Source organism: Acinetobacter sp. YH12136 (assembly GCF_013418545.1).
In the GTDB taxonomy this organism is placed as follows: domain Bacteria; phylum Pseudomonadota; class Gammaproteobacteria; order Pseudomonadales; family Moraxellaceae; genus Acinetobacter; species Acinetobacter towneri.
In genome coordinates this window covers 33450-60447 of record NZ_VPBV01000007.1, presented here as the reverse complement: position 1 = coordinate 60447, position 26998 = coordinate 33450, and the positions used below count along the sequence as shown (strand labels likewise).

General features: G+C 42.3%; 27 protein-coding genes and 4 tRNA genes. 22 read left to right on the top strand and 9 right to left on the bottom strand.

The features are described from left to right. Positions 1–8: 8 nt before the first annotated feature. The 4 genes from leuA (at position 9) to FTU71_RS04990 (ending at position 4140) form a co-directional block, all read left to right on the top strand. The gene (leuA, locus tag FTU71_RS05005) at positions 9–1706 is read left to right on the top strand and encodes a 2-isopropylmalate synthase (protein WP_104852560.1); all 1698 of its coding nucleotides are present in this window, start codon (positions 9–11) and stop codon (positions 1704–1706) included. 93 nt (positions 1707–1799) lie between these two features. Beyond that, positions 1800–2960, top strand: a complete 1161-nt coding sequence (locus FTU71_RS05000) for a homoserine O-acetyltransferase (protein WP_180111546.1) — start codon at positions 1800–1802, stop codon at positions 2958–2960. Continuing rightward, the gene (metW, locus tag FTU71_RS04995; RefSeq protein WP_004974832.1) at positions 2960–3553 is read left to right on the top strand and encodes a methionine biosynthesis protein MetW; all 594 of its coding nucleotides are present in this window, start codon (positions 2960–2962) and stop codon (positions 3551–3553) included. Before FTU71_RS05000 ends, metW begins: the two co-directional genes overlap by 1 nt. Next, positions 3550–4140, top strand: coding sequence for a tetratricopeptide repeat protein (locus FTU71_RS04990; protein ID WP_070153255.1), 591 nt, complete (start codon positions 3550–3552; stop codon positions 4138–4140). Before metW ends, FTU71_RS04990 begins: the two co-directional genes overlap by 4 nt. 50 nt (positions 4141–4190) lie before the next feature. On the opposite strand, the gene FTU71_RS04985 is transcribed toward FTU71_RS04990, so the two are convergent. Beyond that, a complete protein-coding gene (locus FTU71_RS04985; protein ID WP_180111543.1) occupies positions 4191–4439 on the bottom strand; it encodes a cytoplasmic protein in 249 nt (82 codons plus the stop codon). Positions 4440–4565: 126 nt separating this feature from the next. On the opposite strand from FTU71_RS04985, the gene rdgB reads away from it, so the two are divergent. From rdgB to FTU71_RS04960, 5 genes are all read left to right on the top strand, one after another. Further along, the gene (gene rdgB / locus FTU71_RS04980) at positions 4566–5192 is read left to right on the top strand and encodes an RdgB/HAM1 family non-canonical purine NTP pyrophosphatase (RefSeq protein WP_180111542.1); all 627 of its coding nucleotides are present in this window, start codon (positions 4566–4568) and stop codon (positions 5190–5192) included. Positions 5193–5361: 169 nt separating this feature from the next. After that, complete coding sequence (gene tatA, locus FTU71_RS04975; RefSeq protein WP_004974820.1) at positions 5362–5586, top strand: Sec-independent protein translocase subunit TatA; 225 nt, start codon at positions 5362–5364, stop codon at positions 5584–5586. Between the two features lie 18 nt (positions 5587–5604). Next, complete coding sequence (tatB, locus tag FTU71_RS04970; RefSeq protein WP_019836836.1) at positions 5605–6075, top strand: Sec-independent protein translocase protein TatB; 471 nt, start codon at positions 5605–5607, stop codon at positions 6073–6075. Then, the gene (tatC, locus tag FTU71_RS04965) at positions 6072–6857 is read left to right on the top strand and encodes a twin-arginine translocase subunit TatC (protein ID WP_180111540.1); all 786 of its coding nucleotides are present in this window, start codon (positions 6072–6074) and stop codon (positions 6855–6857) included. Before tatB ends, tatC begins: the two co-directional genes overlap by 4 nt. 171 nt (positions 6858–7028) lie before the next feature. After that, complete coding sequence (locus tag FTU71_RS04960) at positions 7029–9344, top strand: PhoX family phosphatase (protein ID WP_180111538.1); 2316 nt, start codon at positions 7029–7031, stop codon at positions 9342–9344. 40 nt (positions 9345–9384) lie between these two features. On the opposite strand, the gene FTU71_RS04955 is transcribed toward FTU71_RS04960, so the two are convergent. After that, positions 9385–10167, bottom strand: a complete 783-nt coding sequence (locus FTU71_RS04955; protein WP_004974805.1) for an NRDE family protein — start codon at positions 10165–10167, stop codon at positions 9385–9387. A gap of 93 nt (positions 10168–10260) precedes the next feature. On the opposite strand from FTU71_RS04955, the gene lgt reads away from it, so the two are divergent. The 7 genes from lgt (at position 10261) to msrA (ending at position 15440) form a co-directional block, all read left to right on the top strand. Continuing rightward, positions 10261–11070 (top strand): prolipoprotein diacylglyceryl transferase, encoded by an 810-nt coding sequence (lgt, locus tag FTU71_RS04950; protein WP_096901379.1) that lies wholly within the window; start codon positions 10261–10263, stop codon positions 11068–11070. A 111-nt stretch (positions 11071–11181) separates the two neighbouring features. After that, a complete protein-coding gene (locus tag FTU71_RS04945; protein ID WP_179991486.1) occupies positions 11182–11565 on the top strand; it encodes an AzlD domain-containing protein in 384 nt (127 codons plus the stop codon). Between the two features lie 98 nt (positions 11566–11663). After that, a complete protein-coding gene (gene thyA / locus FTU71_RS04940) occupies positions 11664–12506 on the top strand; it encodes a thymidylate synthase (RefSeq protein ID WP_004974795.1) in 843 nt (280 codons plus the stop codon). Positions 12507–12597: 91 nt separating this feature from the next. After that, on the top strand, positions 12598–13110 hold the full coding sequence (locus FTU71_RS04935; RefSeq protein ID WP_180111536.1) for a dihydrofolate reductase: 513 nt from the start codon (positions 12598–12600) through the stop codon (positions 13108–13110). Between the two features lie 69 nt (positions 13111–13179). Further along, positions 13180–14235 carry a DUF4105 domain-containing protein gene (locus FTU71_RS04930; RefSeq protein ID WP_180111534.1) on the top strand — a complete coding sequence of 352 codons (1056 nt, stop codon included), beginning with the start codon at positions 13180–13182 and terminating at the stop codon, positions 14233–14235. A 153-nt stretch (positions 14236–14388) separates the two neighbouring features. Beyond that, a complete protein-coding gene (locus tag FTU71_RS04925; protein ID WP_004974787.1) occupies positions 14389–14856 on the top strand; it encodes an META domain-containing protein in 468 nt (155 codons plus the stop codon). A gap of 62 nt (positions 14857–14918) precedes the next feature. Then, complete coding sequence (gene msrA / locus FTU71_RS04920) at positions 14919–15440, top strand: peptide-methionine (S)-S-oxide reductase MsrA (protein WP_070153293.1); 522 nt, start codon at positions 14919–14921, stop codon at positions 15438–15440. Positions 15441–15511: 71 nt separating this feature from the next. Here the strand turns inward: msrA and FTU71_RS04915 are convergent, their stop codons facing one another. The 6 genes from FTU71_RS04915 to FTU71_RS04890 all read right to left on the bottom strand — a co-directional run bounded on the left by FTU71_RS04915 (position 15512) and on the right by FTU71_RS04890 (position 17478). Continuing rightward, entirely contained in the window at positions 15512–16150 is a 639-nt protein-coding gene (locus FTU71_RS04915) for a fumarylacetoacetate hydrolase family protein (protein WP_096901374.1), read from the bottom strand. Positions 16151–16190: 40 nt separating this feature from the next. Beyond that, the gene (locus FTU71_RS04910) at positions 16191–16688 is read right to left on the bottom strand and encodes a YcxB family protein (RefSeq protein ID WP_096901373.1); all 498 of its coding nucleotides are present in this window, start codon (positions 16686–16688) and stop codon (positions 16191–16193) included. Between the two features lie 193 nt (positions 16689–16881). After that, positions 16882–16958 (bottom strand) — tRNA-Arg (locus FTU71_RS04905). Positions 16959–17170: 212 nt separating this feature from the next. Then, positions 17171–17247: transfer RNA gene (locus FTU71_RS04900), tRNA-Arg, on the bottom strand. A 49-nt stretch (positions 17248–17296) separates the two neighbouring features. Continuing rightward, a tRNA-Arg gene (locus FTU71_RS04895) sits at positions 17297–17373 on the bottom strand. Between the two features lie 15 nt (positions 17374–17388). After that, positions 17389–17478, bottom strand: a tRNA-Ser gene (locus tag FTU71_RS04890). A gap of 264 nt (positions 17479–17742) precedes the next feature. On the opposite strand from FTU71_RS04890, the gene rnr reads away from it, so the two are divergent. From rnr to FTU71_RS04860, 6 genes are all read left to right on the top strand, one after another. Beyond that, a complete protein-coding gene (gene rnr, locus FTU71_RS04885; RefSeq protein WP_180111532.1) occupies positions 17743–20166 on the top strand; it encodes a ribonuclease R in 2424 nt (807 codons plus the stop codon). 79 nt (positions 20167–20245) lie between these two features. Next, complete coding sequence (locus tag FTU71_RS04880) at positions 20246–20830, top strand: hypothetical protein (protein ID WP_180111529.1); 585 nt, start codon at positions 20246–20248, stop codon at positions 20828–20830. A 74-nt stretch (positions 20831–20904) separates the two neighbouring features. Then, positions 20905–22944: a M3 family metallopeptidase gene (locus FTU71_RS04875; RefSeq protein WP_180111527.1), complete on the top strand. Its 2040-nt coding sequence runs from the start codon at positions 20905–20907 to the stop codon at positions 22942–22944. A gap of 40 nt (positions 22945–22984) precedes the next feature. Next, complete coding sequence (locus FTU71_RS04870; RefSeq protein WP_171324836.1) at positions 22985–23194, top strand: YheV family putative zinc ribbon protein; 210 nt, start codon at positions 22985–22987, stop codon at positions 23192–23194. Between the two features lie 21 nt (positions 23195–23215). Beyond that, positions 23216–23626, top strand: coding sequence for a hypothetical protein (locus FTU71_RS04865; RefSeq protein ID WP_180111525.1), 411 nt, complete (start codon positions 23216–23218; stop codon positions 23624–23626). Between the two features lie 101 nt (positions 23627–23727). Continuing rightward, on the top strand, positions 23728–24621 hold the full coding sequence (locus FTU71_RS04860; protein ID WP_004974770.1) for a DMT family transporter: 894 nt from the start codon (positions 23728–23730) through the stop codon (positions 24619–24621). Positions 24622–24726: 105 nt separating this feature from the next. Here the strand turns inward: FTU71_RS04860 and FTU71_RS04855 are convergent, their stop codons facing one another. Beyond that, entirely contained in the window at positions 24727–26934 is a 2208-nt protein-coding gene (locus FTU71_RS04855) for a TRAP transporter large permease subunit (protein WP_180111524.1), read from the bottom strand. Between the last annotated feature and the right edge of the window lie 64 nt (positions 26935–26998).

Genomic DNA, 26998 nt, shown 5'->3' with positions numbered 1-26998 from the left:
GTTTTCACATGATGTTGGCAGATCCAAGCAAAAAATACCGTCGTATGTACCAGCGTGTCGACTTACCAGACCGCCAATGGCCAAATAACGAAATTACCAAAGCGCCAATCTGGATGAGTACCGACCTACGTGACGGTAACCAAGCGATCTTTGAGCCAATGAACATTGAACAAAAATTCAAAATGTTCCAAATGCTTGTGAAAATTGGTTTTAAACACATCGAAATTGGTTTCCCATCGGCATCTCAAGTTGACTTCGATTTCACGCGTAAATTGATTGAAGAAGGTCATATTCCAGATGACGTATATATTGAAGTATTGGTACAAGCACGTGACCATTTAATCGCACGTACTTTTGAATCTTTACAAGGTGCAAAACGTGCAATTGTGCATATTTATAATGCCAACTCGCCTACCTTCCGCCAAAAAGTCTTGAATGTAGATGTTGCGGGTGCCAAACAATTGGCCATCAACGCTGCAACCAAAGTAAAAGAATATGCAGCAAAACAGCCTGAAACTGAGTGGGTATTCCAGTACAGCCCAGAATGTTTCACTGCAACTGAGTTAGAAGTGGCTAAAGATGTTTGTGATGCGGTAACTGAAATTTGGGAAGCATCGCCAACCAATAAAGTCATTTTAAACTTGCCTGCAACAGTGGAAGTGTCTACACCAAACGTGTATGCAGACCAAGTTGAATGGATGCACCGCAATATTGAGCGTCGTGATGGTGTGATCATTTCAGTACACTGTCACAATGACCGTGGTTGTGGTATTGCCGCTTCTGAATTGGCCATCATGGCGGGTGCAGACCGTGTAGAAGGTTGTGTATTTGGTAACGGTGAGCGCACAGGTAACGTAGACGTTGCTGCGATTGCGTTGAACATGTACACCCAAGGTGTTGCACCAGAGTTGGATTTCTCAAACATCAACGAAATTATTGCAACAGTTGAAGAATGCACAGGCTTGCCAGTACACCCTCGTCATCCGTACGCAGGTGACTTAGTCTTTACTGCATTCTCTGGTTCACACCAAGACGCAATTAAGAAAGGTTTTGAGTTCCAGAAAAATGAAGAAATTTGGGATATGCCTTACTTGCCAATTGACCCGAAAGATTTAGGTCGTGACTATGACGCAGTGATTCGTGTCAACTCACAATCGGGTAAAGGCGGTATTGCTTACTTGTTAGAATCGAACTACAACGTGACTTTGCCGCGTCGTTTACAAATCGAATTCTCACAAATTGTGCAACAACGTACCGATGAACAAGGTACAGAAATTAGCGCAAGCGAAATTTGGAACTTGTTTAAAGAAACTTACGTTGCGGTAAAAGATGCACAATATGCAACACAAAACTACAAATTGTCTGATGAAAATGGCAATCAGGTCATTGAACTAGATGTTGTAGTAAATGGTGAAACGCAGCACTTACGTGGCGAAGGCAATGGCCCAATTTCAGCGATTTTAAACGCATTGCAATTGCCAATTGATGTCTTGAACTACGAAGAGCGCAGCATTAGCTCGGGTGCACATGCAAAAGCGTTGGCTTTAATTGAATTGCAAGTGAAAGGCACAGGTAAATCTGCATTTGGTGCAGGGGTTCATGACAACATTGTGACTTCATCAATTGATGCGATCATTGCTTGTACAAATCGCTTGATTGAGCAAGGTGTATTAAGCACGGATCAAGTGGTTGCTGCCGCAGTTTAAAGCGCTGCAAACGCATAAAAGCATTTTGAAAAGGATACCCCAAGTGGTATCCTTTTGTTTATTCATCCTCAGGATTTAAGGCGAATTATTCCCGTGTCTTTTCCAGCTGACTCAGTAGGCATTGTTGTTCCAGAAAAGTTCCAATTTGAAGAACCCCTAGAGCTCGAATGTGGCCGTGTTCTACCCCGCTTCGAACTGATGGTCGAAACCTACGGCACGCTCAATGCCGAAAAATCCAATGCAATTCTGATCTGTCATGCGTTGTCAGGGCATCATCATGCTGCAGGTTATCATCATGCCGACGATAAAAAAGCAGGCTGGTGGGATGCCTGTATTGGCCCGGGAAAAGCCATTGATACCAACCACTTTTTTGTGGTGGCCTTAAATAATATTGGCGGATGTAACGGCTCGACTGGCCCAACATCGCCAAACCCTGAAAATGACAACCGCCCTTATGGCCCAGATTTTCCCTTGGTCACTGTGCGCGATTGGGTCAAAACCCAAGCCATGCTGTCTGACCGTTTAGGGATTGAAGTCTGGTATTCAGTTATTGGCGGCTCTTTGGGTGGCATGCAGGCTTTGCAATGGTCGGTAGATTATCCTGACCGTCTAAAAAAATGTGTGATCATTGCCAGTGCGCCAAAATTGTCTGCACAAAATATTGCCTTTAATGAAGTCGCACGTCAGTCAATTTTATCTGACCCAGACTTTCATCATGGCCGTTATTTAGAACACGACAGCTACCCAAAACGTGGTTTGATTTTGGCACGCATGGTTGGACATATCACCTATTTGTCTGAAGAGGCCATGAAACAGAAATTTGGTCGTGACTTAAAATCAGGCAAATTTATGTATGGTTTTGATGTCGAATTTCAGGTCGAAAGCTATTTACGCTATCAGGGCGAACAATTTAGCCGTAATTTTGATGCCAATACCTATTTAATTATGACCAAGGCACTGGATTATTTTGATCCTGCACGTGAATACGAGCAATCCTTACAAAAAGCCATGGCGAATACAAAATGCAAGTTTTTAGTGGTGTCATTTACCACCGACTGGCGCTTTAGCCCTGAGCGTTCGCAGGAAATTGTGGATGCGCTAATTAGCAATCATAAACCTGTCAGCTATTTAGATATTGATGCCGAACAAGGACACGACTCGTTCTTGTTCCCAATTCCACTGTACGTGAAAGCCATGCGTGCATTCTTGGGCGGAACAGAACATCTTCAAGCAACCCCACAGGAGGCCGTGTAATGCGTCTTGATCAGCAACTTGCCGAAAAGTGGATTAAACCCAATTCTAAAGTACTCGATTTGGGTTGTGGCGATGGTGAACTGTTGGCACACATGAGCAAACAGCATAATATTCGTGCATACGGATTAGAAATTGATCAAGAAAAGATTGCAATTGCGATCAGTCGCGGGTTAAATATTATCCAACAAGACTTGAATTTGGGGCTTAGCCGTTTTGCAGACCAGTCTTTTGACTATGTGGTCATGGCACAAGCCTTGCAAGCAGTAGATGCACCTGACGTATTATTAAGAGATATGGTACGTGTGGGTAAACAGGCAATTATTACCTTTCCGAACTTTGCGCATTGGAAGACTCGCTCTTTTCTTGCCTTAAAAGGGAAAATGCCTGTTTCAGATGCATTACCTTATATGTGGTACAACACCCCAAATATTCATTTGTGTACGTTTCGTGATTTTGAGGCACTTTGTGCCGAAAATAATATTCGCATCATTAACCGACTTGCCGTGAATGGGAATCAACAAGATAGTTTACTCAGTAAGCATCTGCCTAATTTGTTTGGTGAAGTCGCAATTTATCGAGTGAGCGCTCTATGAAAAAACTATTATTAAGCACCACGCTATTGGTTGGACTGTTGAGCATTCAAGCCCATGCAGATTATGTTTCACCATCATCTTCTGTAGCGAGCCAAGCGGCTCAATATTCAACCATGGATATTAATGGCTTGATTAAAGCAGCCAAAGCAGGTCAGGCAGGCGCACAATTTTACTTAGCGACAAAATATCAACAAGGTAAAGACGTTCAACAAGACAGCCGTCAAGCGTTTGCTTGGTACAAAGCTGCGGCAGATCAAGGTTTATCGGCTGCGCAATTAAATGTAGGTCGTATGTTGGCAGATGGTATTGGCACGAAAAAAGACGAAGTCTTAGCACGTCAATATTTTGAAAAGGCGGCTAGCCGTGGTGATAACCGTGCCAGCTTTAACCTTGCCATGATGGAAGAACAAAAGAAAAACTATATGGGTGCGTATCAGTGGTATGAGTTATCTACCCGTGATGGCATGCTCGACAATAAAGTAATTTCTTTGTCTGAAGGTAAGAAAACCGCTTTGGCAGCTAACTTAACTCAAGAACAAATTCGTCAAGCACGTGACCGCGCAGACCAATGGATTCAAGCGCAATAAATTTAACTACGTTTGAAGTGATCTCAAAGCACCTTCGGGTGCTTTTTGTTTTATCCGAAATAAACTGCCTGCATGGCCTGTAGCAGTTCAGGGCTGAATTCTTCTACTGCAGCAGAACCTAATACCGCATCTATACCACAATGCGGACAAATTGCGGTTTGCTCATCATCACACCAATCTTCAATTTCGCTATAAGCAAAAGTTTCCAGACAGTAAAAACAGCCACAACGCTCACTTTGCTGAAATAATGTACGGTGCTGACTCGAATAACGGTAGATCTCTGAAATTTTGCTCGTCATGATTCCCCTACTTCTTATATCTCAGCATGATTTGCATGTATTAAAACAAATCTGTGCAAGATTAAACTTTTAAGTCTGCAAAATCCGTTAAAATATCCAAGATTATTTTAAATTAAGATCTGAATTATGGCTGCAACTGATTGGCGCGCTCAAGGTACTTTGGTTTTAGCAAGCAATAACAAGGGAAAAATTGCAGAATTTGAAACCCTGTTTGCGCAATTAGACTTGCCTGTGCAAGTGATTCCGCAAGGTCAACTAAATATTGAAGATGCTGTTGAAGATGGTTTGAGCTTTGTTGAAAATGCCATTTTAAAAGCACGCCATGCCGCAAAAATTTCAGGAAAGCCTGCCATTGCAGATGACTCTGGTTTATGTGTGCCTATTTTAGGCGGCGCACCGGGGATTTATTCTGCACGTTTTGCAGGCGAACATGGCAATGATGCAGCCAACAATGAAAAACTTTTGAATAAACTCAAACCACTACGTCAAGACGGCGCAGCAATTGAAGGTATGTTTGTTTGTGTTTTGGCTTTGGTTGAACATACCGATGATCCATTACCACAAATTTTCCAAGGTATTTGGAAAGGCGAGATTTTAGCAGAAGCTCGTGGTGAAAATGGTTTTGGCTATGACCCGCTCTTTTGGTTGCCTGAATTGGGAGTGTCGAGCGCAGAAATGTCGAAAGCAGAAAAGAATAAAATCAGTCACCGTGGTCAGGCGATGCAACTGTTTAAAGCAAGTTTACAAGCTTAGATTTAACAGATGTGATTGATCTTACAGCCCGTTTTCAAACACGGGCTGTTTTATTTTCAAGCTTTACAAATCAGGTCAAACATCCCTTGTCGTCAAATCGCAACACATTCGTCACCGCATTGTCATACAGACCTGTTGAGATAGGCTCAACTATTGAGAGGTCTAAATCATGGCAGGATTATCTATTTGGCACGTGCTGATTTTTGCAATTGTGGTCATTTTATTATTTGGTACATCTAAGCTTAAAAACTTAGGTAAAGATGTAGGTGGCGCGGTCAAAGATTTTAAAAAATCAATAAAAGATGATGAGGCAGAAGCGGCGCAACTGAAAGAACCTCGTACGATTGAACATCAAGCCAATAGCAGTGATGTAAATTCGACTGTAAAGCATTAAGGCTGAGGGTTTGAGATTATGCTCAATATTGGAATGACGGAACTGCTGATTTTCGGCATCATTGCATTATTGGTGCTGGGTCCTGAAAAACTCCCTGAAGCAGCGCGTTTTGTCGGCAAATGGTACGCTAAAATTAAACGTATGGTCAGTAATGTTCAAAATGACATTGACCGCGAATTGCGTTTATCTGAATTACGCGAGCAAATGCAGCAAGAAATGGCGCGTATTCAGGAACTTGAAGCAAAGATGCAAGCACAAATGCATGAAATGCAGCAAGAAAAAATATTTGAAGATACAACTGCAAAAAGCACACATTCCCCGCATGCCGTATCAAAAAATACCTTACAACAGCATCATTACACCTTGGTTTTAAATACTGAAAAAACCTCTGCGGTGTTACTCCCTAAAACTAAAATGACATCACATTCAAATTTATCTGCGCTACAACATACTACAGCGCCCTATACTGAAATGAAGGTTGCAGTATGAGCCAATCAAACGCTTCTGAGCTTTCACATTTGCCTGTGAAGGCAGAGCAAGCCGCATTAGAAGAAATGCCAATTACTAAGCACTTGATGGTGCTGCGTAATCATCTTTTTAAAATTGTAGGGCTTATTCTTGCCTTATTCTTCTGTTTATTGCCGTTTGCCAATAAAACTTATCAAGTATTGTCGGAACCATTACGTGCACAGTTGCCACGTACATCAACCATGATTGCGACTGATGTTACCGCAACCTTTATGGCGCCGTTTAAACTAAACTTTTTTGTCGCGCTGTTCATTGCGATGCCATTTATTTTGTATCAGATTTGGGCATTCGTAAAACCAGCGTTATATGAAAAAGAAAAAAGTTTGGCGCTGCCTTTGCTGATCGGCAGTATTTGCTTGTTCTATATCGGAATTAGCTTTGCTTACTTTGTCGCCTTGCCATCCATTCTGCACTTTTTCATTAGCGTTTCCCCTGAAACAGTCGCCCCGATGACCGATATTAATAGCTATCTTACATTTTGTTTGAAGCTGTTTTTGGTTTTTGGTTTTACCTTTGAGATTCCAATTGTCACACTTTTGCTGATTATGATTGGTGTCGTGTCTACGCAAACTTTGGTTGAAAAACGTCGCTTTATTATTGTTGGCTGTTTTTTTGTGGCCATGTTTGTCACACCGCCAGACGCTTTATCGATGATCATGCTTGCCATTCCGATGTGGATGCTGTTTGAAATTGGTTTGTTTTTTGGCAAATTAATTGAGAAGCGACGAGTCAGTCACAGCTAATCTAAAATATTGAATTTTAAAAAGAAGCACATGGTTGCTTCTTTTTTTGTGCGTGTAGATCACAACTGAACGGATTTAATCAGTTTGACACATAAGCTTAACCCGCATGTCATGTTTAGCCACTAATTTACATATAACTTTCAAACGACTAAGCAATTTGCTAGGAAAAAAATGACTGATTTTATGCCTTACAATGAAGATCAAGAGTTAGATAATAACACTTCAGACAATACGCACTTTCGTGACATTCTAGAACAACGCATGAGCCGTCGCAGTTTAATTAAAAAAACTGCAAGCGGTGCAGCAGCTTTAGCTTTAGCTTCTTCTTTATCTGCATGTAGTGATGATGATGAAGATACAAATGTAACACCACCAACAAGTAAAGAAGAACCCAATACCAAGCCTGAAACATTAACATTTAAAGCTGTAGATAAAAATTTAAATGATATTGTTACTGTTCCTGAAGGTTACCAAGCAACTGTATTATATGCTTTAGGTGACTCAATCAATCCTTCTTATAGCAATTGGAATGCAGATGCAGATGTTCCATCTGGCCCAAGTTTCCAATTCCGCTCTGGTGACTGTCACGATGGCATGAGCTATTTTGGCTTAAGTACTAAAACTGGTCGTTATGATGAAAATGCATCAGATCATGGCTTATTGGTTTTGAACCACGAATATATCAACCAAACCTTCTTACATCCAAAAGGCGCAACTAAAAAGGATGGACGTCGCCCAGAAGATGAAGTGATTCGTGAAGTAAATGCACACGGTGTTTCAGTCGTTCATATTAAGAAAAATGCTGAAACTCAAGCTGTAGAGATTGTGAAGTCATCACCATTTAACCGTCGTATTACAGCTTCGACTGTCATGGATTTTGCAGGGCCTGTAGCTGGTTCTCCATTACTGCACACAGCATTCTCTCCCGCTGGTCGTCAAACTCGAGGCACACAAAATAACTGTGGTAATGGTTATACACCATGGGGCACTTATTTAACTGCTGAAGAAAATTTTATTGGTTATTTCCAACGCTCAGGTACAGACCAATACTCAGCCCGTAGTGAAGCTGAAAAAATAGCACTTAAACGCTATGGCTTAGGCTTAGAGATCTCTTATCAAACTGAAAAAAATGCAGACGGTAGTGTTAAACGTGATGCGAAAAACAACATCATTTATATTTTAGATGCTGATGGTAAAAAAATTCCAGAACGCGATGAGCAAGATCGCATCGTGTATTTGAATAAATCTTCACGCTATGGTTGGGAAACAGCAGAAGCTGGTTTTGAATCTCAAGACATGTATGATCGTTGGGCTGCTAACGTAACCAAAGAGTCTGCAACTCAAGACTATCGTAATGCGCCAAATACATTTGGCTGGATTGTAGAAATTGATCCATTCGATAGCCGCTCAAACCCAGTAAAACGTACTGCATTAGGTCGTTTTGCTCACGAAGACTGTCGCGCCAGCCGCGCAATTGAAGGGCAAAAATTTGCATTCTATATGGGCGATGACTCGCGCGGTGAGTACATCTACAAATTTGTATCAGATGCAACATGGGATCCTAAAGATGTGAATGGTGGTTATCGAGCTGGCGACAAATATATGAATTCAGGGAAATTCTATGTCGCTAAATTTAATGCATCAGGCACAGGAGAGTGGATTGAACTGGCTTATGGTAAAAATGGCTTAACCGAAACAAACGCTATTTACCCATTTAGCTCACAAGCGGATGTCCTTACTTTTGCTCGTCTTGCAGCAGATGCTGTAGGAGCTACAAAAATGGATCGTCCAGAATGGGTTGCTGTAAACCCTGAAAATGGTGAAGTGTACGTGACTTTAACCAATAACTCGAACCGTGGTTCAAGCTATGCAACAGATCCTGCAAACCCACGTAACTACACCGATCCTGAAGGTGGTAAAGGTAACGTCAATGGTCATATTATCCGCTTTAAAGAAGAGAATACTGCAGCAACATCATTTGAATGGGATATCTATCTATTTGGTGCTGAAGCAAGTATGGATCCGACAATTAACCTTTCTAATTTAAGCGATGCAAACGACTTCTCAAGTCCAGATGGTATGTGGTTTGACCCACGTGGTGTTCTTTGGATTCAAACAGATGATGGCGCATATACAGATGTTACAAACTGTATGATGTTAGCAGCACTACCTGGTCAAGTTGGTGATGGCGGTGTTGTAAAAACTGTTGGTGATCAAAGTACAATTGCTGGTGCTCAAGTCACCGATAAAAACTTACGTCGCTTCCTTGTTGGGCCAAAAGAATGTGAAGTTACAGGTGTAACCATGACACCTGACTACAAAGCAATCTTTATTAACGTTCAGCACCCAGGTGAAGATTCAAAGAGTTTTGATGCGCCAAGCAGCCATTGGCCTGCAACACAAACTGACATGAACAATAAAACTGCACGTCCTCGTTCAGCAACGGTTGTCATCACCCGTAAAGACGGCAAAGCAATTGCTGGATAACATCCATAAATTAAAAATGCCGACATCACGTCGGCATTTTTTATGCCTCAATGTTCAACTGTTGCTGCACAATATCTCCCTTTTGCTCACCATATTGTGTTTTTTCCAGCCATGTAAATTGCTGCGCCTGCATACGTAAAAAATTGGAACAACGTGTACCGTAAAGTGGACTTTGAATAAAAGTCGATGACAACAACGCTTCCATCTCCAATGAAATCCCTGTTTGCGGTAACAATTCAGATGCAACTTTGCGTTCATCTTGCAAAATATCCCACGCCGCAGCATTTAGCTCTGCCGTTGCAAGATCAGGCAATTGCAGCATCGGTAAAAACTCCTGCGTAAAGCGTTTGCGTAAACGTGCAGTTTTTTCCCAAGGGTCACTCATCAATCCATTCGACACCACATAAACGCCTTTAGCTAAAACCTGCGGCGCTTCTCCACGGTTACTCATGTACACCGCTTGAGTGGTGTCACCCACAAATAAATTAAAACCTGCATATTCACATTGCTGTTTTTCTAAGGCTTGCGCAAAACGGATAGGCGTTTGCTCAGATTCTAAAAAAGCCTGAATAATATGCCCACGTGAAGTTGGATATTCACGAACATCATTCGCATCACGATAATTGGTAATCACAGCCCAGCGTCCCGATGGGGTAATGCCCATCCACGTACCGCCCGATTCTAAATCTTGCCCTGCAACAATTGGACTATCAGACCATGCTGCCAGTGCTGCTGTCGGACGCCGATAGAACTCATCTCGATTTGAAATCAAACACAGTGGTGTGTCTGTCAAGACCTGCCAAGCCAATGCCACAATACACATAATTTAAACTCTTGATCTTTACACATTGAATGTACAACATTTTTCATCACATTCAGCTAAAATCTGTGCAAAACAGAATCACAAGGAACAGGAATGCTCACCTATCCAAATATTGACCCCGTTGCTATTTCGCTCGGGCCTTTACAAGTCCATTGGTATGGCTTGATGTATTTACTGGCATTTTTATTTGCATGGGGTTTGGCAACTTACCGTGCCAAACAACGTGGCTGGACACCAGACATGGTTTCCGACCTGATCTTTTACGGCGCTTTGGGCGTGGTGATTGGTGGACGTGTCGGTTATGTGTTTTTCTACGGCTTTGAACAATTTTTGGAAAATCCACTGTGGTTATTCCAAGTCTGGACAGGCGGCATGAGTTTCCATGGCGGCTTTCTGGGCGTGATTTTAGCCATGCTGTTCTGGTGTAAAAAATACAAAATGACGTGGTTTCAAACTTTGGATTTTATTGCCCCATGTGTACCTACAGGTCTAATGTTTGGTCGTATTGGTAACTTTATTGGTGGTGAATTATATGGTCGCCCTGTGACCGATCCGAATTTTGCTTTGGGGATGATTTTCCCGACCGATCCTTTACAATTGGTACGTCATCCATCGCAATTGTATCAAGCCTTATGTGAAGGTCTAATCCTGTTTATTGTACTGTGGTGGTTTAGTTCAAAGCCACGTCCACGCATGGCAGTGTCTGCCCTATTCCTGATTGGTTATGGTTTGGCGCGCTTTGTTGTCGAATTTTTCCGCGAACCCGATCATGGTCAGCTCTTTATTGCATGGATGAGTAAGGGACAATTCCTGAGCTTACCAATGATTTTGGTCGGTTTCTGGATGATGTGGTATGCCTATCAAAAGAAAATTTATGATTGGGGGCCGCAAAAAAACAGCTAAGCTACTACCCATTTAAATGCAGGTTTCATCCATTCAGGCGAAGTCAATCTTCGCCTTTTTTATGCTACAGTGCTATCTATTACTTACACTTTTCAGACATCAATATCTCACATGCTTGAATTTTGGTTTAACCCACAGGTTGCGGTCACAAAGAAAATTGCCCTGCTGATGCTGATCGCGCTGGTCACTGCAGCGGTATACTTCTTAGAACCCTTAAAGCTCGATGCGATTTTAATGTTTCTGGCCACAGGTATTGTTTTTTTAATTTGTCGTTACTGCAAAATTCATTTTACTGCACAACATCCCACAGGTTGGTTGGCACGACTATTGACTTGGATTCCACTGGCGTTGTTACTCGCAATAATTTTCATGCAGATTCAACACGGTGAAATTTTACTGTCGGGCGCTCAAGGCATTGGCTTTACCGCTTTGGCTATTTGCCTGTTTTCGCCGTTGGCTTTACTGCATCAACATCACGCTTCCGACACACAATAAAGTCACAACTTTAAAAACTCTGCTATTATTCTTTCTGATTTACTGGGCATCGAATTGCCCAAACAAAAAATATTTCTTTTGCTTGACCAGAGAACGCTATGCGCCAGTATTTAGACCTACTCCAACATATTCTTGACCATGGTGGCGACAAAGGTGACCGTACCGGAACAGGCACACGTTCAGTGTTTGGGCACCAAATGCGTTTTAACCTTGCACAAGGTTTTCCACTGCTGACTACCAAAAAAGTACATTTCCGTTCTATCGTAATTGAGCTGTTATGGTTTTTAAAAGGCGATACCAACGTCAAATATCTACAAGAACATAAAGTCAGTATTTGGGATGAATGGTCTACCGCAGAACAAACCGCGCGCTTTGGTCGTCCTGAAGGTGAACTTGGCCCAGTGTACGGACATCAATGGCGTAATTTTGGTGCAACACAAAAAGCCGATGGTCTGTATGAGCAAGATGGTTTTGACCAAATTGCATGGTTAATCAATGAAATTAAAACCAATCCAAATTCACGTCGTTTAATCGTGTCAGGCTGGAACCCGAAAGAAGCAGGTCAAGTTGCTTTACCGCCTTGCCATACTTTATTCCAGTTTTTTGTGCACAACGGCAAACTCTCATGCCAGCTATATCAACGCAGTGCCGATGTTTTTTTAGGCGTGCCTTTTAATATTGCCAGCTATGCTTTACTAACCCACATGATCGCGCAAGTCTGTGATTTAGAAGTCGGAGATTTTGTCTGGACAGGTGGCGATACGCATTTATATGCCAACCACTTTGAACAGGCACAGTTACAGCTAAGCCGTGAACCACTGGCGTTATGTCAGTTAAAACTCAATCCTGAAATCAAAGATATTTTCGATTTTAAATTTGAAGATATTGAAATTGTAGGCTATGAGTCACATCCTGCAATTAAAGCACCTGTCGCTGTTTAATTGCCTGTTGCTAGATTTATCATCTCAACATTTAAATTGCCCCAACGTCCCCAAAAGATGCTTGGCAGACTAAGAAAATACGAGCCTAATTATGTCATTTCAAAATTTAGAAGTTGTACACGTAGTCGCTATGGATCAACAACGCTGCATTGGTCAGGGTAACCAATTGCCGTGGCATATTTCGGCAGACTTAAAACACTTCAAAGAAATCACCCAAGGTGGCGTGGTGATTATGGGACGCAAAACCTTGGAGTCGATGGGACGCACCCTGCCTAAACGTGTCAATTGGGTGATTACCCGCGACCCAAACTGGGCATTTGAAGGCACAAAAGTGGCGCATAGCATTGAAGATGCCTTGCAACAAGCCGTTGCCGATGTTCAAGCCTCAGAAAAACCAAACACTTTATTTATTATTGGTGGTGGTGAAATTTTTAGCCAAACTATGCCGATTGCTGACCGTTTGGAACTGACGCATATTGAGTTGGATGTGCAGGGAGATGCGCATTACCCTGCCATTCCTGCCGAATTTAAAAAAGTAGCCTCAGAACAGCATGTCGATGAAAAATCAGGCATTGTCTTTGAGTTTGCCCGCTATCAAAAATAATGCTGACAGCTTTGGCAATCTTTGATTATCATAACTTAAACGGAATTTAACTTGCCTCAGGAATGGCGGATGCTGCATTTCATCTTCAGTTTAGGTGTCGTTCTTTCTTCTATTTGGCTCAGTATGGCCTTGTGGATTCATCAGCCTTTGGGTTGGTTAATGAGCCGTGTGCTGATTGGGACTTGGCTAGCCTTCACCCTCAGCATTTTGGGCATTTATATCACTCAGCATTTGCTCAGTCGCAATCAGGATATTTTGGTTTATCTTTTGGGTTTTACCTTGGGGCTGTTTTGGTATTTTGGGATGGATGCCAAGCAAGACCGTGACTGGAACCCTGAAGTAGCCCGTATGCTGCATTATGAACAAGTACAAGATCAGGTCACGCTGCACAATATCCGCAATTTTGACTGGCATGCCGATGGTCGCTATACCGAACGTTGGGAAACCCGCCAATTTAACCTGAAACAGATTACGGGGGTGAATATCATCACCTCTTACTGGATGGGGCCAAAAATTGCGCATACCTTAGTCAGTTTTGACTTTGCCGATCAAGCGCCACTCACCTTTTCCATTGAAATTCGCAAAGAAAAACACGAAGAGTTTTCTGCGATTGGTGGCTTCTTTCGGCAATATGAACTCAGCCTTGTCGCTGCCGATGAAAAAGATATCATCTACACCCGCAGCAATATTCGGGGTGAGCAAGTTTATTTTTTCCCGATCCAGCTCAATCCACAAGAAGCACAAGCACTGTTTCAGGAATATCTGCATAAAGCCGATGCTTTAGCCGCCAAAGCGCGTTGGTATAATACGTTGACCAGTAATTGCACCACGCTGCTGTTTGACATGATTCAGGCAGTATCTCAAAAACGTTTCCCTGCCGACTATCGTCTGTTTGCTTCGGGTTATTTACCCAATTATTTATATGATTTGCATGCGCTGGATCATCGTTGGGATATGCAAACTTGGTATCAACGTGCCCACATTAACCCACGTGTGGAAAACTTAAAAGATATCCACAGCCAAGACTTTTCCGCGCTCATTCGACAAGGCGTGCAGCTCGATTCTTCAGCAAACATCAGCACGCCTTATTCGCATCCGACTTATCAGAACAAAGTGCTGCCCTGACCTATTTTGGTCATTTTGCGCAGATACAATCAATTCAGAGAAAAAACCACACCATATCTTGGAAAAAGTTGCAGCAAACATACAAATTCAACTAGAGCCACGGCGCATAATTTGTTTAGATAGCAACAATTTCAAAAAATTAGAGATCATTCCATGCTAAAAAAATACTTCGGGATCACCTTATTGGGTGCAATGATTGCTTTATCAGGATGTGAAACTATGCCAACTCAAACGAGTGCAAGCCAAATTAGCGCAATCAATCAAGCCAACTTAGTACAACGTACATGGACTGCTACGCAATTGGGCAACAGCATGTTAAAAACAGAAGCAAACCGCCAAAACTTGCCATATTTAAACTTTGATGCCGCCACACAAACAGTCACAGGTTCAGATAGTTGTAACCGACTCAGCGGTAGTTATGTCGCAGGACGTGACACCCTACAATTGGGGCAATTGGCAACCACGCGAATGGCTTGCTTAAATAACAACAACTTAGATCAGAAATTTCATGAAGCCCTAAATAAAGTGACGCATTATCAGGTCTATGGTAAAACCCTGAAATTGCTAGATCGCCATGGAAATTTACTGATTCAATTTGAAACACCAACGGCTGCACGTTAACGGCTAAGCCTAATAATAGACAGGCTTAAAATGGTTGATTCATAAAATATAAGGACAAAATCATGCAACAAGCATTGTTTGGTGGCGGATGTTTCTGGTGTGTCGAAGCCGTATTTTTACAACTGCAAGGCGTAGAAAAAGTCACCAGCGGTTATGCAGGTGGACATACCTTAAACCCAAGCTATGAAGATATTTGCCGTGGCGACAGCGGACATGCAGAAGTCATTTTGATTGATTTTGATGAGCAGCAGATCAGCTATTCACAATTACTTGAGGTGTTTTTTGCCACACACGACCCAACCACATTAAACCGTCAGGGCAATGATGTCGGCACACAATACCGCTCTGTGATTTATTATTTAGATGCTACACAGCAACAAGCTGCCACCGAGATGATTGCAGCATTACAAGCTGAAGGTGTGAATGTTGTGACTGAACTCAGTGCAGCACCTGAATTTTACCCTGCAGAAGACTATCATCAGAATTTCTTTGCCAAAAATCCAAATCAGGGCTACTGCAATTTTTCCATTCCACCGAAACTGAATAAATTACGCAGTAAATTTCAGCATTTACTGAAAGTATAACCATTGGATTTAAAAGCAAGTACAAAACGGTGATACTCATCTTTTGATGACATCACCGTTTACACCACTATTTATTTTACAAAAGTCGTCCAGACAAATGCCTGAGTACGTCCTTGTAAGGTCATCTTCAACTGATCGCCCGACTGTAATGCTGCCACCCCTGCAGGTGTACCAGTCATTACCACATCACCAGGTTCTAAACTAAATACTTGGCTAATATCTGCCAACAATGCCGCAATATCAAAAATCAATAAACTGGTATCGCCTTGCTGACGTAATTCATCATTAATGTCCAAACGATATTGCACGTTTTTCCAGTCCTGAATTTCCGATACATCCACCCAATCTGCCAACACACAAGAACCGTCAAACGCTTTGGCTCGTTCCCACGGCTGTCCTTTTTTCTTCAGTTCATCCTGCAATTCACGCAAAGTTAAATCCAAGCCCAAAGTCACTGCACCTACAGCATCCAATACTTTGGCAGGATCTGTGTCTGCATTTAAAGGCTGGTCAATGCGTAAACTCAATTCACATTCATAGTGACAATTGCCCCAGACCTTATTCCACGTAATCCCATCACTTAAACTGCGTAAACTGCTTGGCGGTTTAATAAATAACACAGGATGATCAGGTACAGCATTACCTAATTCTTTGGCATGGTCTGCATAACTGCGACCGACACAGACAATTTTAGATGGACGTGTACTCATGATCATCCTCAAATAACTCGTAAATTGGGAAAATTAGAACTTACTTTTTAAAAGTATTTTCAAAAACCGTTTGTTCTGCAGGCAGATTAAATGCACGTTTCGGTACAATCACCACTGTACGATTTTTTAATTCCAGCATATAGGTGAGTTTACCCACAGCGAAATTTTGCACCTCGTTATAATGAAATACCTGTTTACGACCATTGGCATACAGCTCGGCATAGTCCTGAAATAAATCAATGCCTTGCTCGCTTTTTCCAAATTGGTATTTTACAAACTGGCGTTTAAACATCATTGGCAAAAACCAATAACGCATTAAAGTTTGCAAGATTAAAAAGAAAGCACCGAGTGCAACATAATAGCGACCTACCCCATCGAAGCCCAAATAAAAGCCCCAAGCAATAATCGCCACACTAATCAACGGTGTAATAAAACGGGTAAATTGTTTTTTACCAAAAGTCGCAAGGGCAAAGCCGTCTTGAGATTCTTCTAAATTTAAAAAATAGCGCAAAGACAATGCTGGCTGCGTGTCAGACATAAGCTCATCATCAAGTCATTCAAATTGAGCTAAATCTTACACTAGATTGAGCACTTTCCTTATTTTTTTCGTGTTTATTCGCTCAAAGCCAGACGTAAAACAATGGTCATGCTTTTGACACAGAAATTTCATCATTTTTAGATAGTGTAGATGCAAAAAAACCGCATCAAAAGTGCGGTTTTTTATTTCAAGTTGGTGCGCTCAGAGAGATTCGAACTCCCGACCCCTTAGTTCGTAGCCAAGTGCTCTATCCAGCTGAGCTATGAGCGCGACGACTTGATGGGGTGCATTATACGTGTTTTTTTCTGGCTGTTAAGTATTAATTCATCATTTTGCAATCAAATGCACAGATATTGGACGATTCAAAAGAATTTTAACGTAAAACTATGAGTACGCTATTCTTTTTAATAAACTGATTATTGTTTGAGTTTACTAAATTTCAGGCACAAAAAAACCGCATTTAAGCGGTTGATTGTTCAAGTTGGTGCGCTCAGAGAGATTCGAACTCCCGACCCCTTAGTTCGTAGCCAAGTGCTCTATCCAGCTGAGCTATGAGCGCATTACTTGTGTGCCAATTTAGGCGATACGTTACTGTTCGGTTTACTTATTGGTGCGCTCAGAGAGATTCGAACTCCCGACCCCTTAGTTCGTAGCCAAGTGCTCTATCCAGCTGAGCTATGAGCGCGACATAAGTAAAGCGTGGCGGTGAGAGAGGGATTCGAACCCTCGATACAGTTACCCGTATGCGTCCTTAGCAGGGACGTGGTTTCAGCCACTCACCCATCTCACCGTAACGTGCCGCCATAATACAAATTAAGTGCTAGCACTGCAAGCTTCGATACCACAATTTTTGCATATTTTTGCTCAATTAAATATTTTTTAAACAATTTTCAGGATTCATCACCAGAATTACGCCTGAACTTTTGGCAATCGCTGCACAAAAACTAGAAACATCGTAAAATAACGACAGAAAACACATTATTGCAATCATTTACGTGCAGTCTTTCCGTACATGACTTATGCTAAACCTATCTTCTGACATGAAGTTTATTCCATGATGAAAAATTGGGTCGATCCTGAAGCAAAAGCTGAAGCCGAACGCTACGAAAATCCTATTCCAAGCCGTACCTTAATCTTAGAAACCATTGAAACCTTGCAAGTGGCACAGTCACATGCAGACTTGGTTGAGCATTTTGCGATTGCCGATCAAAAAAGTATTGATGCCCTGAGCCATCGTTTAATTGCCATGGTACGTGATGGTCAGCTCATGAAAGATGGATTCAAGTTCCAGCTGGCTGCAGAACAACCGACTCATGACGCCACGGTTTACATCAACAGTAAAGGTTTAGGCACAGCCAATATTGCAGGTCATGAAGATATTTTATTGCCTGAACGCGAACTACGTTTGGTGTTTAATGGCGATCAAGTCAAAGTCCGCCAGACATCGGTAGATCGTAAAGGCAAGGCATGGGGGTTTATTACCGAAGTCACCCAGCGTCGTGTCAAACAAATCATTGGTAAATTGTCAGAATACGATGGTGAATATTTTATTCAGCCTGCCCAGCCAAATAGCCATCAACCCATTACCCTTGAAAAAGAATTAATTGAACATGCCCAAGTTAAATTGGGCGATTCTGTGCGCATTGCGATTGATGACTATCCAACCCGCGAAGAATTTGCCACAGGACATATTATTCAGTCGATGGCAGACAAAGCCGAAACTGAAATTATTATTCCGCAAACCATTTTAGAATTTGGTCTGCCGTATGAATTTCCTGAAGATGTCATTCAAGAAGCTGAAAGCTTTCAAGAACCGACTGCCCAAGACCGTGAAGGACGTGTTGATTTACGCGATTTAGCCTTAGTGACTATTGATGGTGAAGATGCCCGCGACTTTGACGATGCAGTATATGCAGAAAAACGTCCAGGCGGTGGTTACCGTGTCGTGGTCGCAATTGCCGATGTCAGCCATTACGTCCGCACAGGCAAACCGTTGGATGATGAAGCTCAGGAACGTGGGACTTCAGTCTATTTCCCGCATTTTGTATTGCCGATGTTGCCTGAAGCTTTATCGAATGGCTTATGTTCGCTGAATCCGCAGGTTGACCGTTTGTGTATGGTCTGCGATTTAAAACTGTCACGCGCAGGTCGGGTCACAGGTTTTGAATTTTATCCATCGGTCATGCATTCCAAAGCACGTTTAACCTATACTCAAGTGGCACAATATTTTGAGGGTGATAGTGCGGCAATTCCTGAAGATCGGGAAATGCGCAAATCATTAAATACCCTGTTCCAACTGTATCAAGTGCTTAAAGGCTTACGTGCCGAACGTCATGCCATGGAATTTGAAACCATTGAAACCTACATGACCTTTGATGAGTTAGGTGGAATTAAAGAAATTTTGCCGCGCAGCCGTAACGATGCGCATAAACTGATTGAAGAATGTATGTTACTCGCCAACGTCGCAGCAGCAGAATATGCACTCAAACATGATGTGCCGATGCTGTACCGTGTGCATGAACCGCCAGAGTTTTCACGTATTCAAAAAGTCCGTGATTTTGTCAAATTACTTGGGCTACATTTTCCAGAACAACCCACTCAGGCCGACTATCAAGCGGTGATTGAAGCCACTAAAGATCGTATTGATGCACCAAGTATTCACGCGGTGTTATTACGCTCAATGATGCAAGCCTATTATGGCGCCAATAATTCAGGTCACTATGGTTTAGCTTACGATGCCTACACGCATTTCACTTCACCAATCCGTCGCTACCCTGACCTATTGTTGCATCGTGCCATTAAAGCGCATTTAAAACAAAAACCATCACCACTTTCGGGCGCAGCTTTAGATGATGCAGGCGAACATTATTCTGCAACTGAACGTCGTGCCGATGAAGCCTCACGCTCTGTCACCACATGGCTAAAATGCCACTATATGCAGCAGCATTTGGGTGAAGAATTTGTGGGCGTAATTTCTGCAGTAGCCGAATTTGGTTTATTTGTTACTCTCAAAGACCTTTATGTCGATGGCATGATTCATGTCAGCCAGTTGGGCGATGACTTCTTTGTATTTGACCAAGCCAGCCAAAGTCTAATTGGACAAGCACGTGGTCAAAGCTTTAGCTTGGGCGATGAAGTTAAAATTAAAGTCGCGGCTGTCAATTTAGAAGATCGCAAAATTGATTTTGAGCTCATGCAGCAACTCACCCATGCAGGTCGTGCTATTCGTATGCGCGCACCGCGCGTGGCAAAACCGTTCAGCCGTGAAGCCACTGAAGAAGTTTTTTCTGAGCGTCCAAGCAAGGCGACTTTAAGTGAAAACGGTGAGCAACCTGTGCCGAAGAAAAAGCCAAAAAGCAAACCGAGCTCTTACGGTAAAAAAACCTCAGCGAAGTCGGAAGCTAAACCGAAAGACAAAGCCAAAAAAAAGACCAAGGTGAAAAAGAAAAAATCCAATGCCAAAGCAAAGGGTGAGTAAATTTTACTAAATAAAAAAGAGTGCTACGGCGCTCTTTTTCATTTAATATATCTCTATAAAAATAAACCACTTAAAAATCATGACATCACAGAAAATTACTAAATACTATTACCATGAATATGTAATATGCTTAGTCTTTGTACTTAGTATTTCAGCACTGATTGCTCTCTTTTTTATAGACTTCACCCCAACAAATCAAGTCAAAATCACAGCCTTCATTGTTGCAACGTTGATTTATTTGGCTGTTTTGATCTACTTTTATGTTCTGCATAGATACGGACAATGGATCATTCCACGTACATGGACAAATGTACAAAAAAAGCCAAAATTCTATTTTTTAATCCTCTTCCCTATTTTTGTAATTCTGTTTCTTTACTTAAATCTAGTTGTCTATCCTCCTCTGCTTCATACCCTAGTTTTGGGTACACCTACTGTGGTGACATTGGAAGCAAGCGCTGTTAAAAAACATGGTAAAAAAGGAAGTGTCTACTATTCTATTGAAACACCGTATGACTCTACTGGTATGTTTCGAATCAATGTAGATGAATATGAACACTACAAAAATCAAAATCTATTCATAAAATTATCGGTCATTGAGGGGCGCTTTGGCACCTACATCCAAGATATTCAATCTATCCACGGTGAAACAAGAGCGAATAAATAGCACCCAAGGCTTGATTTATCCTTCTAGAAGCCTTACTTCTACAAATAACACAGGAAATAAATCGGCAGACCGACATGACATTAGAAAAGGCAACTTTGCCTGTTCCACAATTTGATCAAATTACCCTGGCAGATTTAAAACAAAAAATTGAGCATGCCATTCAGCAGGGACAAAACTTTTTAAATAATCTGACTGCAGTACCTGAAAATACGACGGCGCAATTAAATGTTTTAGAACAGATTGATCAGCTCGAAAATAACATGAGCGAAGCATGGGGCGTGCTGTCACATTTAAATGCGGTCATGAATAATCCTGAAACCCGCGAAGTGTATCAAGCGCTGTTACCAAGTTTAAGCGACTACTACACTCAATTGGGTCAGCACACGGTGTTGTATCAAAGCTATCAACATATTCACGACGCCAACACCTTTAAAGATTTGCCTGCTGCACAACAAAGCGCAATTCAACTGGCATTGCGCGACTTTAAACTGTCAGGTGTGGCCTTAGAAGGTGAAGCTAAAAAACGCTATGCTGAAATTTCAGCGCGTTTATCGCAACTGTCATCAGACTTTTCCAATCATGTGTTGGATGCCACCCAAGCCTATTACAAAGTATTGTCCGAAGATCAGCTCAAAGGTTTACCGCCAAGCAGCGTTGAATTGCTGAAACAATATGGTCAGCAACGCGAATTGGAACAAGCTGTGGCAACACTGGATATTCCTGCCTATTTAGCCATTATGACCTATGCCGATGATCGTGCTTTGCGCGAAACCTTGTATCAGGCATACACTACTCGCGCGTCCGATCAATCAGCCCAGTCTGAATTTGACAACACCCCGATCATGGAAGAAATCTTGCGTTTACGTCAAGAAATGGCGCAATTGCTCGGTTTTAACAACTATGCAGAATTATCCCTTGCCAGCAAAATGGCACCAAGTGTCGAAGCAGTCGATCAATTCCTGCGTGAACTGGCAGAACATGCTCGTGCACCTGCAGAACAAGAAATTGCCGAACTCAAAGCCATTGCCGCCCAAGATGGGATTGATACCTTACAACCGTGGGATACAGGCTACTATTCTGAAAAATTAAAATTACAGCAATTTAACCTTTCACAAGAAATGTTAAAACCATATTTCCCTGCACCGAAAGTGGTTGAAGGTCTATTTAGCATCGTCAAGCGTTTATACGATGTCGATATTATTGAGCGCGCTACCCCTGTTTGGCACCCCGATACACGTTATTTTGAACTTGAAGATCAAGGTCAAGTGATTGGTGGTTTTTACTTTGATCTATATGCCCGTACAGGCAAACGCGGCGGCGCATGGATGAGTGGCTTCCGCTCACGCATGCAATTGGCACAGGGTTTACAAAAACCAATTTGCTATATGGTGTGTAACTTTACCCCGCCTGTGGCAGATCAACCCGCGCTTTTAACGCATGATGAAGTCATCACCCTATTCCATGAATTTGGACATGGCTTACATCACATGCTAACTGAAGTAGATAATATTGCTGTGGCAGGTACACATGGTGTCGCTTGGGATGCGGTGGAATTACCAAGCCAATTCATGGAATTTTGGACTTGGGATCAAGATAGTTTAGATATGCTGAGTGCGCATATTGAAACCCAAGACACCCTGCCAGAACACCTGCTTAAAGCACTGTTAGATGCACGTTTCTTCCAGTCGGGAATGCAGAGCCTGCGCCAAATTGAATTTGCCCTGTTCGATTTAAGTATTCATCGCAGCAACCCTGCTTTAAATGCGGAACAGATTCAAGCCATGCTAGATGATATTCGTCAAAACTATGCCGTTGCGCCAACTACAGCTTACAACCGCTTCCAGCACAGCTTCAGCCATATTTTCGCAGGCGGCTATGCTGCAGGATATTATTCATACAAATGGGCAGAGGTTTTGGCCAGCGATGCCTTTGATCGCTTTGAAAATGAAGGGCTATTTAACACCGAAACTGGCAAGCAGTTTAGACAGTTTATTCTAGCAGTTGGCGGAAAAGATTCAGCGCTTGACGCATTTATCAATTTCCGCGGACGCGAGCCAAAAATAGACGCACTATTACGTCATCAAGGTTGGACGAACATAGTCAAAAACGCTTAAACTAAGAACTTTAGATGAAGTTAGGGGAGTCGTGATGACCATTAAACGTCGTTTCATTGCAGGCGCAAAATGTCCGAAATGTCAGGCGATGGATCGGGTTGTCATGCTCACCGCTGACGAAGCTGAATGGATCGAATGTATCGAGTGTGATTATACGGAAAACCGTCCAACACATATTGATGAACCTGAAATCCCAGAGGTTTCAGATGAAATTGGGGTGATCCAGTTTAAGCCGCGTCAGTCAAAGTAAAACAATAAGGTTCAACAACGCATGACTGAAGATCAACGACATAACCCTAAGCTTTTATGGGCGATTACGGGTGGATTAATTATTGTCATTATTGCCGTATTTATCTTTCAATGGATGGGCGATAGCGACAATACTGCGCCTATAGAAACTGCCCCAACTACGGCGCCTGTAGCGAAAGCTGCACCTGCTGAAGCAACGCCATTGCAAGAAGATAAAGCAGCACCAAAACAGTTGGTCACAGAAGATTTACTCAAAGCGCCTGTATCTGAAAATGCAGCGCTTGCCAAAGAAGAAGTGGCCAAATTAGATGACATTCAAAATCAGCTGAATGATCAACGCGCTTTATTAAAACAGCAACATAACGATGCTGATGAATTGATTAAACTGAAAGAAGAACAAATCAAAATACTGGAAGCCCAACTGGCACAGTAAGCCTCCTCTGCTTCACATCAGTCATTTTAAAATACGATAAAGGGTCAGTGTTGTAGCCAATTTAAGCTAGAATAGCCAGAGGTTATTCTGGCTTTATTTGTATGACATCTTCTGGTTCTGCCCAACAAAATTTGCTCAAAGCAATTATGCTGTTGACCTGCTCTGCCTTTCTGTTTTCACTCATGGGAGTGTGCGTTCGTTACGCCTCAGAAACGGTAGATAATGCCACAGTGGTATTTTTCCGTAATTTCATTGGTTTGTTTATTTTTATCCCGCTCATTTTCAATAAAGGCTTGGGCTTTTTTAAAACTGAAAAGTTATGGATGCACACTTGGCGTTCGGTAGTCGGATTAACCGCCATGTATGGTTTTTTCTACGCGATTGCCAATCTAAAACTGTCCAATGCGATGGTCTTCACCTATTCATCGCCTATTTTTATTCCCTTAATTGCATGGCTATTCCTTAAAGAAAAAATCACCAAACCAATGCTATGGGCTGCGTTCATTGGTTTATTTGGCGTGTTATTTGTCGCCAAACCCGATGCAGGTATGTTTAATAGCATGTCCGCAATTGGACTCAGTGCCAGTTTTTTAGCAGCGATGGCTTTTGTCACGGTACGCGCCCTGACTCAAACCGAACCGCCTGAACGCATTGTGTTTTATTTTTGCATGATTGGGACACTCATTTCTGTTGTACCGATGTTCTGGTCATGGCGTCCTTACAACTTAAAAGAATTGAGTTTTTTAATTGGTGCAGGATTGCTGGCCAATATCAGTCAGATCTTTATGTCCAATGCCTACCGTCTTGCCCCTGCTGGGCAAATTGGCCCTGTCAATTACATTGCGATTATTTTTGCAGGGATTTGGGGCTTTAGCTTTTGGCATGAAACGCCAGACTTATTTAGTTTAATTGGCTTTGCCCTAATTTTGCTTGCCATTATTTTGTGCAGTCCACTGTTACAAAAACACCTGAATCATCACTCCCCGCATTCATAATGCTGCTTTGTATTCCCTGCATATCAACCTATTAAAAAAACACCCCGTAGTGAACCACAGGGTGTTTTTAAATAATAAGATGACAGTGATTAAGTATCCATGTGCTTATTCATACCAGCCGAATAGCTTGAACGCATACGGTGCATAGGCAATAATCAACATCGCAGGAAGCATCACAATCATAGGCAAAATCCAACGCTCATAACGATAATAGAACGATTTATGACGAACTTCTGCATCGGCTGCAGCGACTTCTTCATCTCCAATCGACTGCCTTGCCAATAAGTGATTCAGCGCTACAGGTGGCGTCACATAGCCTAATTCAAAACCAATTAGGGTAATCATCCAGAAATGCGCAGGATGTATCCCATATTGATAAGCTACAGGCGCAACCGTTGCAGAAATTAGAATCACCGCACCGAATGGATCCATAATCATGCCCACAAAAATCATCAAGGCAACAATCAGGCTAATCACAATAAAGATGCTGCTAATGTCGGTTGGGAACGCTTCCATAATTTCAATGCGTTCTAAATAGCCACCTACACTGACTGAAAGCGCCATCAAAATTACCAATGCCCCAATATGTCCCACCGTTTCACTGGTCGATAAATGCAGAGCTTTGAAGAAACCATACTGACGCAATGGTGAATCAGGTGCAGTCAATAATGAGCGCTCAGATGAAGCTGCTGTCTGTTGTGCTACAGGCTTGTGATCTAAAGTCTGATCCCACTGCCCCATCGCTGGAATAGGCGCAGGTTCATGGCGCAATTTATCAAACAACACCATCATCAATAAAATAACCGGCATCATTACAGGTGCAGTAAATTCATTCATATTGGTGTCTAAAGCATATTTATAGAACAACCAAATCAACACAAAAATGAGGATATATGGTAGTACAGGGCCAAAAGCACGTAAGGACAATGGCGCAGCTATGTTCGGTGCAGCAATGCGGAATTTATTTTCAGCAAAGAACAACGAAATCACTAAAAACAGGGTTGAAGTCAGTAGGAACACATACAAACCATAGTGATACAGCATATCCGTTGTGACTTCTTTATTCAGCGATGCCACCACAACAATCAATAGGCATGGACGAAGCACGACCCCCATTGAACCCGACATAGCTGTTGCCGCCAGTGCAAACTGACGTCGTCCACCCGCATTCCAAACTTCTTTATAAATGATCGCACCTGCAGCAATGACAAAAATCCCCGATGCACCGGTATAAGCCGTTGGTAATGCAGCGGCAATCAGAATCAGCCAGGTTAAGGTTTCAGGTGCCAAATTCCACGGACGCAGAATATTCAGGAACAAATCCACAATTCGGGTTTGTTTGAGCAACATCCCCGCCCAAATAAACAAAGCCAAGTTCAAGAAAATACTAGAGAATTCGACCAGTTGCCCTAGGTAAATCCCTTGCCCCATTGGATAATCCATCAGGAAGGTAAAAGAGAAACCCGTACTAATTGCCATATAGGCATACAAAGGTACGCTCAGGAAAGCAAGACCTAAACTACAGCCTTCACGGGTCGGTGCAGGTGGCTTAATAAGCTGGAATAAACTAATTAAAGTCAGAGTTGCAAACAGAATCATCCACATCCAGTAAATGACCTGTGTTTCGCCACTCATCGGTACGCCCGAATCGAGTACTGAACGATATTGACTGATACTTGACGAGGTTAAGAAACCATTCGCCACCACCATTAAGGTCGAGTACACCTTGAAGTCAATTTTGGTCGCAGGGCCACGTAAACCAATGTGATGGGTTTTTAAAGTGGCACTAATTGCGGCAAAGACCACCATCAACACCAATAAAATGGCACGGTTTTCAGTACCAAATTTAAAAATGCCAAAGAAAGAGGTTTCAATGGTTCGATACATTTTCAAGCTTGGATGAGCTTGAATATGCTGAATCGCCTGATCATGAAATTGAAATTTTTCTTCACAAATTTGTTTGGCTGCCAAAATTGAAGCACGGACATCTGACTCAGAGGCGGTGCCAAAAATATCGGCAAACTCATCAGCAGCATTGGCTTGCATTTGGGCATGTACTTGCGCATCGACATCGGGGTTGCGTTCGCAGTCAGGTGCAGTGGGTTCGGCACGCAAAAATGAATACTGCATACCCGTTGCAGGGTCACCGTATAGGCGTTCACCCATGCGCAACAACTGACCATGTACCATTTCACCTGTACCAATAATAAGTGTCAGTAGCAACAAGATCAAAATAACGAATGTAGAAATCCATTCTGTCCATATATGTCTGAGCAAAGCCAAGCCAGACCTGCGTTGTCCGTTATTGTGCATATATTTTCCTGTTTTTATTCTATGCAGAAACCGAGACACTCGAATTTCTGTCTGTCCTTATTCA